Source organism: Pseudomonas sp. LP_7_YM, from assembly GCF_004364435.1.
GTDB lineage: Bacteria > Pseudomonadota > Gammaproteobacteria > Pseudomonadales > Pseudomonadaceae > Aquipseudomonas.
Window position 1 is genome coordinate 740,186 of sequence record NZ_SOCT01000002.1, and the last position, 13,492, is coordinate 753,677.

Sequence of the window (13,492 nt, forward strand, 5' to 3'; positions counted from 1 at the left end):
GAGGTCGCTTTCACTAGAAAGATCGATCAGCCATCGATCAATGTTTTCAGACAAAAGAAAAGGGCGACTGATGTCACCCTCTTTTTAACCCCTTCCAGAATCAGCCGCGACGGCGCAGAGCGTCGATACGGTCTTCAAGTGCCGGATGGCTCATGAATAGACCGGCCAGGCCATGCTTCAAGCCGCCGTTGATGCCGAACGCGGTAAGGCTCTCGGGCATCTGCACCGGGACGCCCTGTTCCGAGCGCAGGCGTTGCAGGGCGCTGATCATCGCCCCGGTGCCCGCCAGACGGGCACCGGCATCGTCGGCACGGTATTCGCGTTTGCGCGAGAACCACATGACGATGGCGCTGGCCAGGAAGCCCAGTACGATTTCGGCAAAAATGGTCGCGATGTAGAACGCGATACCACGGCCTTCTTCGTTCTTGAAGATAACCTTGTCGACGAAGTTGCCGATGATCCGTGCGAAGAACATGACGAAGGTGTTGACCACGCCTTGTACCAGGGCCAGGGTCACCATGTCGCCGTTGGAAACATGCCCGATCTCGTGGGCCAGCACGGCTTTCACTTCGTCAGGCGAGAAACGCTCAAGCAGGCCCTGACTGACAGCCACCAGCGCGTCGTTCTTGTTCCATCCCGTAGCGAAGGCGTTAGCCTCGTACGCGGGGAAGATTCCGACTTCCGGCATCTTGATGCCAGCATCGCGCGACAGTTGTTCTACGGTCTGCAACAGCCACTGTTCATGGCGGGTGCGCGGTTGAGTGATGATCTGGGTACCGGTGCTCATCTTCGCCATCCACTTGGAGATGAACAACGAGAACAGTGAGCCGGCGAAACCAAATATGGCGCAGAAAATCAGCAGCTGATTGAGGTCGAGGTCGACCCCATTGGCCGCCATGAACCCATTGAAGCCGAACAGGCTCAGGGTAATGCTGGCAATCAGCACGACCGCAAGGTTAGTGGCCAAAAACAGCAAGATGCGCATCATGGTCTGGAATCTCTCCTCGTGAAGAATGTGTAACGTGTTGCGGGGTATATAAGGGGATGCCGCTGGGTATTCAACCGGGCGACTATTTCAAACTGTGTCGTGTGGTGCTGGCAGAGTAATTACGGGCTATTGGATCGGGACTGGGACGGTAGGAGCTGGCTTGTTGTGGGCCGGCTCCTACAACAGCAGCATCACTGCTTATACGACTTTAGAAAGTTGCCGATCCGGCCGATCGCCTGTTCCAGATCATCCACACGCGGCAAAGTGACCACGCGGAAATGGTCCGGCCATGGCCAGTTGAAGGCGGTGCCCTGGACAATCAGCAGCTTTTCCGAAAGCAACAGATCCAGCGCGAACTTCTCGTCGTTGTGGATCGGACAGACTTTCGGATCGATCCGCGGGAATGCGTAGAGCGCACCCATCGGCTTCACGCAACTGACGCCGGGAATGTCGTTGAGCAGCTCCCAGGTCCGGTTACGCTGCTCCAGCAGGCGTCCGGGTGGCAGGATCAAGTCGTTGATGCTCTGATAGCCGCCCAGCGCAGTCTGAATCGCGTGCTGGCTCGGCACATTCGCGCACAACCGCATGTTGGCCAGAATGTCGATGCCTTCGATATAGCTCTGGGCATTGTGTTTCGGGCCGGAAATGGCAATCCAGCCGGAGCGGAAGCCCGCCACCCGGTAGGATTTGGAGAGGCCGTTGAAAGTCAGGCACAACAGGTCCGGCGCCAGTGAAGCGGTGCAGATATGCACGGCATCGTCGTACAGGATCTTGTCGTAGATCTCGTCGGAGAACACCACCAGATTATGCTGGCGAGCGATCTCCAGCATGCCCATCAGCACTTCTCCGGAGTACACGGCGCCGGTCGGGTTGTTGGGGTTGATGATCACCATGGCCTTGGTATTGGGCGTTATCTTGGCCTTGATATCGTCCAGATCCGGCCACCAGTTAGCCTGTTCGTCGCACAGGTAATGCACCGGGCTGCCACCGGACAACGCCACAGCGGCGGTCCACAGTGGATAATCCGGCGCTGGCACCAGCACTTCGTCACCGTTGTTGAGCAACGCCTGCATCGACATCACGATCAGCTCGGAGACGCCATTGCCCAGGTAGATGTCTTCGATACCGACGCCTTCGACCTGTTTCTGCTGGTAGTACTGCATCACTGCCTTGCGAGCGCTGAACAGACCTTTGGAGTCACTGTAGCCCTGAGCGGTCGGCAGGTTGCGGATCACATCCTGCAGGATTTCGTCCGGCGCCTCGAAACCAAAGGGTGCCGGGTTGCCGATGTTCAGCTTGAGGATGCGATGGCCTTCCTCCTCCAGACGCTTGGCGTGCTTGAGCACGGGCCCGCGAATGTCGTAGCAGACGTTGGCGAGCTTGTTCGATTTGCTGAACTGCATGGTGATTGATCCTGAAAATGGACGATCCGCTGTGCGCTGAAAAAGTCGGACCGCTGAGCACGACGCCATCAAAATGAATTTGTATGCCTGGAAGGCCGGTGACAGACTGGCGTCTAACGAAGGCGCAATCATACGTGCCGCCCGATCCGTGGAAAAGACACAGTTCGGGCTTTTTCAGTTGTGGAGGTGTACCCGTGGAAAAGCTGGAAAAACCCCTCGAAGAATGGAAACAGATGCTCGATCCGGAGCAGTACAACGTCTGCCGCCTCAAAGCCACTGAACGGCCCTTCACCGGCAAGTACAACAGCACCAGGACTGCGGGTGTTTATCACTGCATCTGCTGCAATGAAGCATTGTTCGATTCCACTACCAAGTTCGATTCAGGCTGCGGCTGGCCAAGCTTCTATGCGCCTATCGAGGGCGGTGCAGTGGTGGAGGTGCGGGACGTCAGTCATGGCATGATCCGTACCGAAGTCGTTTGCTCAAAATGCGACGCGCATCTGGGCCATGTGTTTCCCGACGGTCCAAAGCCGACCGGCCTGCGCTATTGCATTAACTCGGTGTGTCTGGACCTGGTGCCCCGCCAGATCTGATGCCCGGATATCACTGCGCATAATTGGATGGCGCGCTAATCAAGGGCGCGCTAATTGGGCAACTTGACCCTTCCCGAGGCATCGCCATGAGCGAAGATTTGCTGAATATCCCGGTGCAGACCATCAAAGGCGAGCAAAAGACGCTCGCGGAGTACGCGGGCAAGGCCGTGCTGGTGGTCAACACTGCCAGCAAGTGCGGTTTCACGCCCCAGTACAAAGGGCTGGAAGCGTTGTGGCAGAGCTACAAGGATCGTGGCCTCGTGATTTTAGGTTTCCCGTGCAACCAGTTTGGCAAGCAGGAGCCAAGTAATGAAGGCGCTATTTCGGAATTTTGCGAGCTGAATTACGGGGTAAGTTTTCCATTATTCAAGAAGGTCGATGTCAACGGCGATCAGGCCCATCCATTGTTCGTGCAGTTGAAGAGGCAGGCACCGGGCTTGCTGGGTTCTGAAAGCATCAAGTGGAACTTCACCAAATTCCTCGTTGGCCGGGACGGCAAGCTGGTGAAGCGCTATGCGCCGCTGACCAAACCGCAAGCGTTGACATCGGACATCGAAGCCTTGCTCAGGTAAGAGCAGTGGCGCGCGACCCGCAAGGGCGCGCCGACTGTCAGCTTGCACTCTATGGCTTGATGCTTGGCCCGGCAGCCCACTGATCCAGCAGGCTGACCAGTTCCTCGCGATGAAAGGGTTTGGCCAGATAGTCGTTCATTCCCGCATTCTTGCAGCGTTCGCGTTCTTCGGGCATGGCATTGGCGGTCAGGGCAATGATGGCCAGGTTCGGCCATTTACCGGTCTGCCGAATCAGGCGTGTGGCCTCATAGCCATCCATCACAGGCATGTTGCAGTCCATCAGCACCAGATCAAATGGGTTGCGCTCCAATTGTTGCAGCGCTTCACCGCCATGGCTGGTGACCACCACTTCGCAACCCAGCTTGCTGAGCATGCCTTTGGCCACCAGCTGGTTCACCGGGTTGTCTTCGACCAGCAGAATGCGTGCGCGATGGGCCACCGGTTCCGGGCTCGGCAAGTGTTCACCCTCAAGCGCTCCATCAACGCGCAACACACGCTCAAGGGCCTGATGCAGAACATTGCGCGACAACGGCCGGGCCTGCTGCTGTAGCGGCGCCAATGCCACCACCTGTTCGCCGGGCATGAAATTACCGTAAGCGGTGACCAGCAGGATGGGAATGCGCGTGCCCGGGCGGATGCCTGCCAGGCATTCCGGGCAGTCGCTGATCAGCAGGTCGTATGCCTCCGGTTGCGGGTCATCAGCCGAAAAAGGCCAGTAGTCGATGCCCCATTCCGGGAGCAGGCGACTCAACAACTCCGTCAGGCCGCTGTCCTTGGCGCTTGCCACCACCACACGGCCCGTCAGCGCCGGCCAGACGGGCGCCGACGTATGGGCCGGCAGCGGCAGGTCGGTGTAAAAGCGGCTGCCCACCCCTGCTATGGACTCGATGTTCAACTGCCCATTCATGGCATTGCACAGGTTGTGCGTGAGTGTCAGCCCTAGTCCGGTGCCGCCGTATTGGCGCGTGATGGCCGCTTCGGCCTGGGTAAATGGCTGGAAGATTTTCGCCTGTGCCTCCTGCGCGATCCCTATGCCGGTGTCGCAGACCTCGATGCGCACCCTCCCGTTGAGCTGACTAAGTCGAATGTCGACACGTCCGGCCCGGGTGAATTTGAGCGCGTTGGACAACAGGTTGCTGACGATCTGCCGAACCCGGGTAGGGTCGCCCAGCACCAGGGAAGGGAAGCGCGGATCGATCAGGCAGGTCAGCTCGACACTGGGGGCGGTGTTCTGCGATAACAGATTGGCAGTGTCCTCGACCAAGGTGGCGAGATCGAATGCAATACGCTCCAACTCCAGGTGCCCGGCGTCGAATTTCGACAGGTCCAGGATGTCGTTAAGCAATTCCACCAGCACCTTGCCCGAGTCATGAGCGATAGCCAGTTGCTGGCGCTGTTCGGCGCTCAGCGGACCATCGAGCGACAGCGCCAACATGCCCAGCAGCCCGTTGAGCGGTGTACGGATCTCATGACTCATGTGCGCCAGAAACGCCGAACGGGCATTGGCCATGTCCAGCGCCGTGCTGCGGGCAATTTCCAGTTCCTTATTGGACTGGCTGAGGCGGGCGTTGCTGGCCTTGAGCTCCTGAGTGCGGGCAGACACCACGTTTTCCAGTTCGTTGAGGTGTTCGGTCAGGCGGTTTTCAGCGTCGCGGCGGCGACCGAATTCATGGGCGACGTTATCGAACTGCTGGTTGGTGACCTGCACCAGCACGCCGATCTCGTCGTTTTCATGACCGGGCGGGCAGGGCAGCGGGGTTTGTGTGGGGCTGCGCGAGTCGCGACTGGACAATGCCCTAATCACGCCGGTCAGGGGCTTGGTCAGCGTCAGATAAAACAGGCCCATGAGAATGCCGGCGAATACCAGGCTGCGAATGAAGCCGTTGATCAGAGTGATTTCCGCCCGCTGCAGGAAGTGACTGCCGAAGGCAAAGGTGTCCACGTCCAGTTGCAGCGTGCCAATCGTTTCATTGGGTCTGTGGTCCAGGTACAAGACGTCTTCGAACTGACGACTGGTGCCGAACAGCGAGTCGCTAAGCATACGATACGAACTGGTGGTGAGCGGCCGTGATACGGCTGCCAGCTGTACATTGTTGTTGTCGATCAGGCGCGCGCCGACCACGGCGGGAGAGTGCAGCAGGCCGGAAGTCAGCTCTTGCGCGAGTTCTGCATCAATGTTGTAGGCGATACGCGAAGCGGGGTTGTGACTGATTTGCAGCAATGAGCGAATTTCACGATCGATGGAGGCGTTTTCGCTGGCATAATCGATCGCAATTTGCGCCAGGCTGAACAGGGTTCCCAGCAGGAAACCAAGCAGAACCGTCAGACGGGCCTGTTTGTACGACAGTCGGTGGGGGATTCGTATATCCATAAGGGCGCTTGATCCGTCGGGCACTTGCACTTCTTGTGTCCATTGCGGGCCAAGCATAGCCGATCGCACACCGGCTTTAACCAGTTAAATCAGGGAGAAATCGTGGATTCTCGATTGAACGCATTTCTGGAGCGCGCCGAATCGGTTCTGGCGCGACTTGAGCCCCTTTTGCCCGCTCTGCGTGAGCCGGTGAACTGGGATAAATCACTGGCCGCGCGTTGGGTGCACGAGGGGCGTACCGGCTATCTGATGCCGCTGGAGGTCACGTTGGACATGCGCCTGTCCGACCTGATAGGCGTTGATCAACAGCGCGCGCAACTGGGTCGCAATACCCAGCAGTTCATCGACGGCTTGCCCGCCAATCATGCCTTGCTCTGGGGCTCGCGCGGCACCGGCAAATCGTCGCTGGTTCGCGCGCTGCTGGCCGAGCACGCCAAGGCCGGTTTGCGTCTGATCGAGATCGAACGCGATCATCTGGGCGACTTGCCCCGGGTGGTCGAGCAGCTGCAGAAGTTGCCGCAACGCTTCGTGCTGTTCTGCGACGACCTGTCGTTCGATTCCGGTGAAGGGGATTACCGTGTACTCAAAAGCGTGCTCGACGGCTCGCTGGAGCAGGCCCCGGACAACGTGCTGCTGTACGCCACATCCAACCGCCGCCACCTGGTACCCGAGAAAGAAAGCGATAACGCTCACTGGCAGCGCGGTGAAGACGGCGAAATTCATCCAAGTGAGGCGGTCGAGGACAAGATTGCCCTGTCCGACCGTTTCGGCCTGTGGCTGTCTTTCTATCCATTCACTCAGGAACATTTTCTGAACGTGGTGGAGCACTGGATCGGCGAATTGGCCGCCAAAGCCGGTTTGCAATGGCAGCGTGACCATGAACTCGACATCCTCGCCATACGCTGGGCGACAGGACGCGGCAACCGTAATGGTCGTTGTGCCTATCAGTTCGCCCGTTATTGGGTAGGTTTGAAAATGCTGGAGCAACATTCATGATCGATTTGAAAGCAGCAGGCGCGGGGCTTGATGGCTACCGCCTGCTGGCTGCACAGCTGGAGTCTTTGCTGGCCGATGAGCGTGATTTCATCGCCAACGCTGCGCAGTTTTCTGCGTTTCTCTATACCCAGCTCGATGATCTGAACTGGGCCGGCTTTTATCTGAACCGCGACGAAGAACTGGTCCTGGGGCCGTTTCAGGGGCAGATAGCCTGCGTGCGGATTCCATTCGGCCGAGGCGTCTGCGGCGCTGCGGCGCAAAGCCGTGAAACCCGGCGTGTAATGGACGTGCATGAGTTTCCCGGGCATATCGCTTGCGACAGTGCGTCGAACAGCGAACTGGTCGTGCCGTTGGTCAAGGACGGGAAGTTGATCGGTGTGCTGGACCTGGACAGTCCAAGTCTCGGGCGTTTCAGCGAGGCGGATCAGGCAGGGATTGAGGCCCTGGCAGCGATTTTTCTAGCGGCCAGCGATTGCTGATACAAGATGATGACCTGCAGCAGCTTTGGCAGCAGCAGGTTTCAAGTGTCAGCGGTGGTGCAAGTGTGCCTGCTGATGGACATGAGTGACAGCCGCTGATTACGTGGCGGTGGTTCTGGGTCATTCGTAAGCAAGCTCAACACAGACCCACCGCTGAACCCATCAGTCGTAGATGGCTTTCTTCTTCCATTCGGCGTCCGCTTCGACTTCCTTCAAGCCTTCGGTCAACTCGTTATTGTCCTCTTCGGTCGGGGCGATGGTGTCGAGCACCATGCCATTGGCTCGCGCCAGTTGACGTTCCATCGCCTGCAAGTGGGTTTTCCATGGTGCGGGTTCGGCTTGGTTTTTCAGGTACTGCACACCACGTTCGAACGCCAGACGTGCCTGGCCAGGCTGTTCCTGGTTCAGCGCCTGCTGCCCCAGGTTGTTGAAAAACTCAATGTGCAGCAAGACGAGGAGGTTGCGGATTTCGCGAATCCACTGCTTTGCTTCGGCCGTCTGCAGAAAACCGTCGTGGGCTGCACGGGTAACCTGTCCATGCATGGCTTCCAGAAGAAAGCGCACATCCTTGGCCTTGGCTTCGGTCTGTATCGGACTGACCGGGTTGCTGATCGTGATGTTGTCGCCTTGAGCAACCAGCGCGTCGAGTTCAGCCTGGCGTTCCTGAATGGCCGGGTTGCTTCGTTTCTCCAGCGCCAAAAGGCGTCTGATCACATTGAGCTCCAGGCGTACCAGCAGCAGCTTCAGGGCTGGCGTCATCAACTGGCCGGGAAAGGTTTCGGACAATTCGCTGCAGCGACGAAAGCGATCATTGAGCTCGACCAGGGCGCGCGCGCGCTCGACCTTATTGTTCTCGGCAACGTGATTCAGATAGCCGATTGCGATCAGGAGTACGATGCCTGCTACAACCAACAGGGTGATAATGAGTGGGGTCACCGTACAAACCTCGATCAGTTAATTTTGCGCCGAGTGTAGTGGCTATGCACTAGCACGGGAAGAGCGCTGGCCGCGCTACTCTATATAGATGCGCATTCGGGTACACCGTATATCGGCCGTCTACTGCCGAAATAGAGGGCGAAGTCATTGATTTGAATAAATTTTCATTCGGGGGTTGACGACCCCCTAAACCATCCATAGAATGCGCGCCACTTGCAGCGTAAAGCACACCGCGAAGCGTAGCAGGAAGTGAATGTTGTAGCGTGTCCCCTTCGTCTAGTGGCCTAGGACACCGCCCTTTCACGGCGGTAACAGGGGTTCGAGTCCCCTAGGGGACGCCATTGCGGGAATAGCTCAGTTGGTAGAGCACGACCTTGCCAAGGTCGGGGTCGCGAGTTCGAGTCTCGTTTCCCGCTCCAATTTTAAGCAGCTTTGCTCATGGGTTTTGACCTGAAGTGAGGCTGAGTGAAACCAGGAAGCGTCTTTGGATGTGTTTCTGGAACTGAATCACACACCATTGTGTTTCAGGCAGTGTCCCCTTCGTCTAGTGGCCTAGGACACCGCCCTTTCACGGCGGTAACAGGGGTTCGAGTCCCCTAGGGGACGCCATATTGCGGGAATAGCTCAGTTGGTAGAGCACGACCTTGCCAAGGTCGGGGTCGCGAGTTCGAGTCTCGTTTCCCGCTCCAAATTTTGATTTACAGCGTTTTATTGAGATCTGTAAATCACTGAAAAAGGACCTTCGGGTCCTTTTTTCGTTTCCGACGACTTTGCCGACATCCCTTCAAGCTTCTCAAGCCGATTTTTTCGAGCCTGTCGAATCCGATAGGTTATGCATCGCATCTTTATCTCACGTTCAAAAGCCCTGCATAGCGCCATCAGTCTTGCTGGTCCACAGCTGAAAAGACTGCTTGGGCCAGCTTCTGCAGATATTGCGCTGCGCTGCGTCAAAGCGTGTTTTCAGCACGCGGTATCGGGTGTAGCGACGTGAGCAGAGCTCCTATACGCCGCAACGGCAAAGGCTTTTTAAAAAGAGCGTGGACTCGGGATGTAACACTAATTAGAATCAGTCTCATTTGGCGCACCTTCAGCTCAAGGCTTTTTGACATGATTGAAGCAGAGACGCTACCGCAGCAGGCTTTGCATACCCTATACCGCGATCATCATGGCTGGCTGGAAAGCTGGCTGCGCAGACGCATGGGTAATGCTTGGGATGCTGCGGACCTGAGTCAGGATACCTTCCTGCGGGTGCTGTCCAGTTCCCAGCAAATCGCCGATATGCAGGAGCCGCGTGCGTATCTGTTGACCGTGGGCAAACGCCTGCTCAGCAATTTCTACACGCGCCGCAGCCTCGAACAGGCTTACCTGGAGGCGCTCGCGCAGTTGCCTGAAGAAAGTGTGCCGTCTCCCGAACAGCGCTGGTTGCTGCTGGAAACCTTGCAGGCGCTGGATGAGTTGCTCGATGGCTTGGCGGCGGTAGTGCGCCGCGCGTTTCTCTGGAGTCAGCTCGAGGGGCTGGGGTACCGGGAGATCGCAGAGCGCCTGAATGTTTCCGAACGCACCGTCAAACGCTACATGGCCCAAGCCTACGAACACTGTCTGTTGGTGGACTGGTGATTCGTTCGGCGCCTTCGTCCGAAGAACGCGAAGTTGTACGCAGGGCTGCACAGTGGCTGGCCCTTCTGGAATCTGGCGACGCCAGCGAAGAAGATCACGCCAGTCTGCAACGCTGGCGCGACAGCTGTGGCAGTCATGAGCGAGCCTGGCAAAAGGCACAACAGCTGCGCCAGCGTTTTTTCGGTCTGCCCACCAAGCTGGCGCTCGCCACCCTGGATCGCCCTGACAAAGCACGACGCGCGATGCTTAAAAGGGCGCTTGGGGCAGTAACGCTGATCCCGGCTGCCTGGCTGCTGGGGCGCCAGTTGCCACTGGATGTCTGGCGTGCTGATTTGCAAACCGCCGTCGGCGGGCACAAGCGCCTGATGCTGGTCGATGGCAGTACCTTGCAACTGAACACCGACAGCGCCGTGAATGTCGATCTGAGTGCGCGTCGGGTCACCCTTGTGCGCGGCGAACTGGCGCTCAAGGTGCCTGGCAGCGCGCCGTTGACCATTGATGCTCCTTACGGCCGCATCGTGGTCAGTCAGAGTGAAGTTTGTGTCCGCCTTAACGAGGGCGACTGTCATGTGTCGGTGGTCAGCGGCACCGTGCAGCTTTATCCCTTGCAGGGGGCTGCACTGGCGCTGCATGCGCAACAGCAGGTCAGCCTCAAGCGCAGCGGCGCTGGGCTGGTCAGCGCGTTCGACGCTTTACTGCCTGGATGGCGCGACGATGTGCTGACAGCACAGAACCAGTCGCTGGGCGATTTCCTGCGCGAGCTTGGCCGATACCGTCCGGGCGTATTGCGTTGGGAGCCGGCGCTTGAAAACCTGCGCGTGACGGGCAGCTTCAGGCTCGACAATACCGACCGCGTGCTCTCATTGCTGACTGCCAGTCTGCCGGTGGCTGTACAGATGCGGACTCGTTACTGGGTCACGCTGGTGCCACGAAATAACCTTTCCACAAAAAACAGTGCGTGAGGCTGTCCCTTTTTTTTGTCTCGCTGGTCATTCCAGGTAAGTGCACAAAAAAATACGAGAGCTTTCCTCTATGTCCGCAGTGTCTTCCTTTCGTTTGCGTCCGCTTTTGCATTTCGGCCTTTTGCTGACCTTGAGTTCCAGCCCGTTTTTTGTCTCCACCAGTTGGGCCGAAACCTCGGGCAGACGTGCCTATGAAGTCCCGGCCGGCAGCCTGAGCGCGGCGCTTACCCGATTTGCCGGTCAGGCCGGGGTCAACCTGTCGGTAGATCCGGCGCTGGTGAACGGTCGAAACAGTTCTGGCCTGTCAGGCGAGTTTGCGGTCGAGGAAGGTTTTACGCGCTTGCTGCAAGGTTCCGGTCTGCAATTGATGTCCGTCGGCGACCAGGCCTATACGCTGGTCCCGGTCCCCGAGGGAGCAGGCTTACAGCTGGAGCCCACCTCGGTTGTCGGTGACAGCGGTTCCACGGACGGCCAGGCATACGCGGGCGGTCAGGTTGCGCGCAAAGGCTCGCAAGGGATGCTTGGCTCGCGGGACTTCATGGAAACGCCTTTCAGCATGACTACCTACACCCAGGAGGCGGTGAAAAACCTGCAGGCCCGTACCCTTGGCGACCTGGTTGCCAGCGATCCATCAGTACGTGCCACCAACCCGGCAGGGGGGCGTTACGAACAATTCACCATTCGCGGCTTCAGCCTGTTCAACAGTGACGTCTCCTACAACGGTCTGTACGGCATCCTGCCCACTTACACGATCGACATGGAAATGGCCGAGCGCGTGGATATCCTTAAAGGGCCGAACCAGTTGATCAACGGTATTTCGCCGCGCGGCAGTGTCGGCGGGGGGATCAACGTGGTCCCCAAGCGCGCAACGGATAAACCCATCACCGAGATCACCACCAGCTATGCCTCCAAAGGGCAAGTGGGTGCGGCGGTGGACGTGGCGCGTCGGTTCGGTGAGGACGACAAGTTCGGGATTCGTTTCAACGGCGTAAAGCAGTCCGGCGACACTGAATGGGATCACCAGAGCGTTGATCGTCAGATGGCCGTGCTGGGCCTGGATTTCCGTGGCGACCGACTGCGTCTGTCGACGGATGTCGGACACACCGAGCGCGACACCGATGCCCCGCAGGAGCGCGTGCAAGTCAGTAATAACGTAAAAGTGCCCCACGCCAACGACGTTCGTGACAACTATGCGCAGGCCTGGAGCAGGGCGCGCACCAAGGATACCTTCGGGGCGATAAATGCCGAATATGACCTCAGCGACTCGGTCATGCTGTACGGCGGGGTCGGTGCGCGCAAAAGCAACCATGACTTCCTTCGCCATGCGGTCTCGGTCAACAACAACGCGGGCGACTTCAGCGTCCAGCCACGCGATTTCACCCGTGACGAAAATGTCCGTACTACCACCGCCGGCATGCGCAGCTGGTTCCACACCGGGCCGGTCAGTCATGAGGTCAATCTGGCTGCCAGCTATTTCTACATGGATTTTGAAAACGGCGGAGCCCGCTATGCGTCCGCTCTCAGCAATCTCTATGACCCGGTCGATACGCCCACACCCACCAACCCCACGCGTGCCGACGCCAAGGTGTACACCGAGAACCGCTTTAGCGGCGTGGCACTGACCGACACGCTGGGATTTTTCGATGACCGTCTCCTGCTGACCCTTGGCGCTCGCTGGCAGCGGGTCAAGGTCGATGACTGGACCAACGACGTAAAAGGCGATACCGCTTACGACGAGGAGAAGGTCTCACCGTCGGGTGGCATTCTGTATAAGGTGACCGATGACCTGTCGGTGTACGCCAACTACATGGAAGGCCTGAGCCAGGGCAAGATCGCCCCGACGGCCTCGGTGAACGATGACCAGATATTTCCGCCTTTCATCAGCCGTCAGATCGAAGTCGGGGCCAAATATGACCTGGGACCCTTCGCCTTCACCGCCAGCGTATTCCGCATCAAGCAACCGGCCTACGAGATTATGACCTCGAAAGTCTTCGGCCCAAACGGCAAGCGTCGTAACGATGGCGTCGAGCTGACCCTGTTCGGCGAGCCACTCAAAGGCTTCCGCCTGATGGGCGGCGTGATGTACATCGACAGCGAACTGACCAACACCGCCAATGGCGCGTACGACGGCAACCGCGCACCTGCGACTCCCAGGTACAACGTCAACCTGGGCGCTGAATGGGACGTGCCTAACGTCAAGGGACTAACCCTGACCGGGCGGGGCATTTACACAGGTTCCCAGTATCTGGATCAGGCCAACAGCAAAAGCATCGATTCTTCCGAGCGGTTTGATGTGGGCGCACGGTATGCGTTCAAGGTCGATCAAAAGGACATCACCCTGCGGGCCAACGTCGAGAACGTGATGAACAAGTATTACTGGAGTTCGGCCGGCGCTTCGGATGACAGCGAGGCGGGTCTGTCCTTGTCGACGCCGCGCACCTATCTGCTTTCAGCCACCATCGGGTTTTAAGTCGACCGCCAAGCCCAGGAAAGGGCTCGCCGGTGTCGAACATGCGGCCAGTCCTTATCGAGGTGTAGTGTGTGCGTCCTACCGTAACTCAACTTGAATGCCGTG

General features: G+C 58.3%; 11 protein-coding genes and 4 tRNA genes. 11 read left to right on the forward strand and 4 right to left on the reverse strand.

Features of this window, described 5'->3' with window-relative positions:
* Nucleotides 1-100 precede the first annotated feature (100 nt).
* Both htpX and EC915_RS08470 read right to left on the reverse strand, forming a co-directional pair.
* On the reverse strand, nucleotides 101-988 hold the full coding sequence (htpX, locus tag EC915_RS08465) for a protease HtpX (protein ID WP_133750069.1): 888 nt from the start codon (nucleotides 986-988) through the stop codon (nucleotides 101-103).
* Between the two features lie 191 nt (nucleotides 989-1,179).
* Nucleotides 1,180-2,391, reverse strand: a complete 1,212-nt coding sequence (locus EC915_RS08470) for a pyridoxal phosphate-dependent aminotransferase (protein ID WP_133750070.1) — start codon at nucleotides 2,389-2,391, stop codon at nucleotides 1,180-1,182.
* A gap of 194 nt (nucleotides 2,392-2,585) precedes the next feature.
* On the opposite strand from EC915_RS08470, the gene msrB reads away from it, so the two are divergent.
* Together msrB and EC915_RS08480 are read left to right on the forward strand one after the other, a co-directional pair.
* Nucleotides 2,586-2,984 carry a peptide-methionine (R)-S-oxide reductase MsrB gene (gene msrB, locus EC915_RS08475; protein WP_133750071.1) on the forward strand — a complete coding sequence of 133 codons (399 nt, stop codon included), beginning with the start codon at nucleotides 2,586-2,588 and terminating at the stop codon, nucleotides 2,982-2,984.
* A gap of 86 nt (nucleotides 2,985-3,070) precedes the next feature.
* The gene (locus tag EC915_RS08480; protein ID WP_133750072.1) at nucleotides 3,071-3,556 is read left to right on the forward strand and encodes a glutathione peroxidase; all 486 of its coding nucleotides are present in this window, start codon (nucleotides 3,071-3,073) and stop codon (nucleotides 3,554-3,556) included.
* Between the two features lie 49 nt (nucleotides 3,557-3,605).
* On the opposite strand, the gene EC915_RS08485 is transcribed toward EC915_RS08480, so the two are convergent.
* Complete coding sequence (locus EC915_RS08485; RefSeq protein WP_133750073.1) at nucleotides 3,606-5,927, reverse strand: response regulator; 2,322 nt, start codon at nucleotides 5,925-5,927, stop codon at nucleotides 3,606-3,608.
* A gap of 102 nt (nucleotides 5,928-6,029) precedes the next feature.
* Between EC915_RS08485 and EC915_RS08490 the strand changes: the two genes are divergently transcribed.
* Both EC915_RS08490 and EC915_RS08495 read left to right on the forward strand, forming a co-directional pair.
* On the forward strand, nucleotides 6,030-6,923 hold the full coding sequence (locus EC915_RS08490; protein WP_133750074.1) for an ATP-binding protein: 894 nt from the start codon (nucleotides 6,030-6,032) through the stop codon (nucleotides 6,921-6,923).
* Nucleotides 6,920-7,402, forward strand: coding sequence for a GAF domain-containing protein (locus EC915_RS08495; RefSeq protein WP_133750075.1), 483 nt, complete (start codon nucleotides 6,920-6,922; stop codon nucleotides 7,400-7,402). Before EC915_RS08490 ends, EC915_RS08495 begins: the two co-directional genes overlap by 4 nt.
* Nucleotides 7,403-7,564: 162 nt before the next feature.
* On the opposite strand, the gene EC915_RS08500 is transcribed toward EC915_RS08495, so the two are convergent.
* Entirely contained in the window at nucleotides 7,565-8,338 is a 774-nt protein-coding gene (locus EC915_RS08500) for a hypothetical protein (RefSeq protein ID WP_133750076.1), read from the reverse strand.
* Between the two features lie 265 nt (nucleotides 8,339-8,603).
* Here EC915_RS08500 and EC915_RS08505 point away from each other — a divergent pair.
* The 7 genes from EC915_RS08505 (at nucleotide 8,604) to EC915_RS08535 (ending at nucleotide 13,387) form a co-directional block, all read left to right on the forward strand.
* Nucleotides 8,604-8,679, forward strand: a tRNA-Glu gene (locus EC915_RS08505).
* A 2-nt stretch (nucleotides 8,680-8,681) separates the two neighbouring features.
* A tRNA-Gly gene (locus EC915_RS08510) sits at nucleotides 8,682-8,757 on the forward strand.
* A gap of 114 nt (nucleotides 8,758-8,871) precedes the next feature.
* A tRNA-Glu gene (locus tag EC915_RS08515) sits at nucleotides 8,872-8,947 on the forward strand.
* Nucleotides 8,948-8,951: 4 nt separating this feature from the next.
* Nucleotides 8,952-9,027: transfer RNA gene (locus EC915_RS08520), tRNA-Gly, on the forward strand.
* Between the two features lie 418 nt (nucleotides 9,028-9,445).
* Nucleotides 9,446-9,955, forward strand: coding sequence for a sigma-70 family RNA polymerase sigma factor (locus EC915_RS08525; RefSeq protein ID WP_133750077.1), 510 nt, complete (start codon nucleotides 9,446-9,448; stop codon nucleotides 9,953-9,955).
* Complete coding sequence (locus EC915_RS08530) at nucleotides 9,952-10,917, forward strand: FecR domain-containing protein (protein WP_133750078.1); 966 nt, start codon at nucleotides 9,952-9,954, stop codon at nucleotides 10,915-10,917. The genes EC915_RS08525 and EC915_RS08530 overlap by 4 nt, the downstream gene beginning before the upstream one ends.
* 70 nt (nucleotides 10,918-10,987) lie before the next feature.
* Nucleotides 10,988-13,387 (forward strand): TonB-dependent receptor, encoded by a 2,400-nt coding sequence (locus EC915_RS08535; protein ID WP_133750079.1) that lies wholly within the window; start codon nucleotides 10,988-10,990, stop codon nucleotides 13,385-13,387.
* Nucleotides 13,388-13,492: the final 105 nt, after the last annotated feature.

What these genes read in the sequence shown, in the direction of transcription:
- htpX (WP_133750069.1), bottom strand. Translation starts at nt 988, where the DNA reads ATGATGCGCATCTTGCTGTTTTTGGCCACTAACCTTGCGGTCGTGCTG.
- EC915_RS08470 (WP_133750070.1), bottom strand. Translation starts at nt 2,391, where the DNA reads ATGCAGTTCAGCAAATCGAACAAGCTCGCCAACGTCTGCTACGACATT.
- EC915_RS08480 (WP_133750072.1), top strand. Translation starts at nt 3,071, where the DNA reads ATGAGCGAAGATTTGCTGAATATCCCGGTGCAGACCATCAAAGGCGAG.
- EC915_RS08485 (WP_133750073.1), bottom strand. Translation starts at nt 5,927, where the DNA reads ATGGATATACGAATCCCCCACCGACTGTCGTACAAACAGGCCCGTCTG.
- EC915_RS08495 (WP_133750075.1), top strand. Translation starts at nt 6,920, where the DNA reads ATGATCGATTTGAAAGCAGCAGGCGCGGGGCTTGATGGCTACCGCCTG.
- EC915_RS08525 (WP_133750077.1), top strand. Translation starts at nt 9,446, where the DNA reads ATGATTGAAGCAGAGACGCTACCGCAGCAGGCTTTGCATACCCTATAC.
- EC915_RS08535 (WP_133750079.1), top strand. Translation starts at nt 10,988, where the DNA reads ATGTCCGCAGTGTCTTCCTTTCGTTTGCGTCCGCTTTTGCATTTCGGC.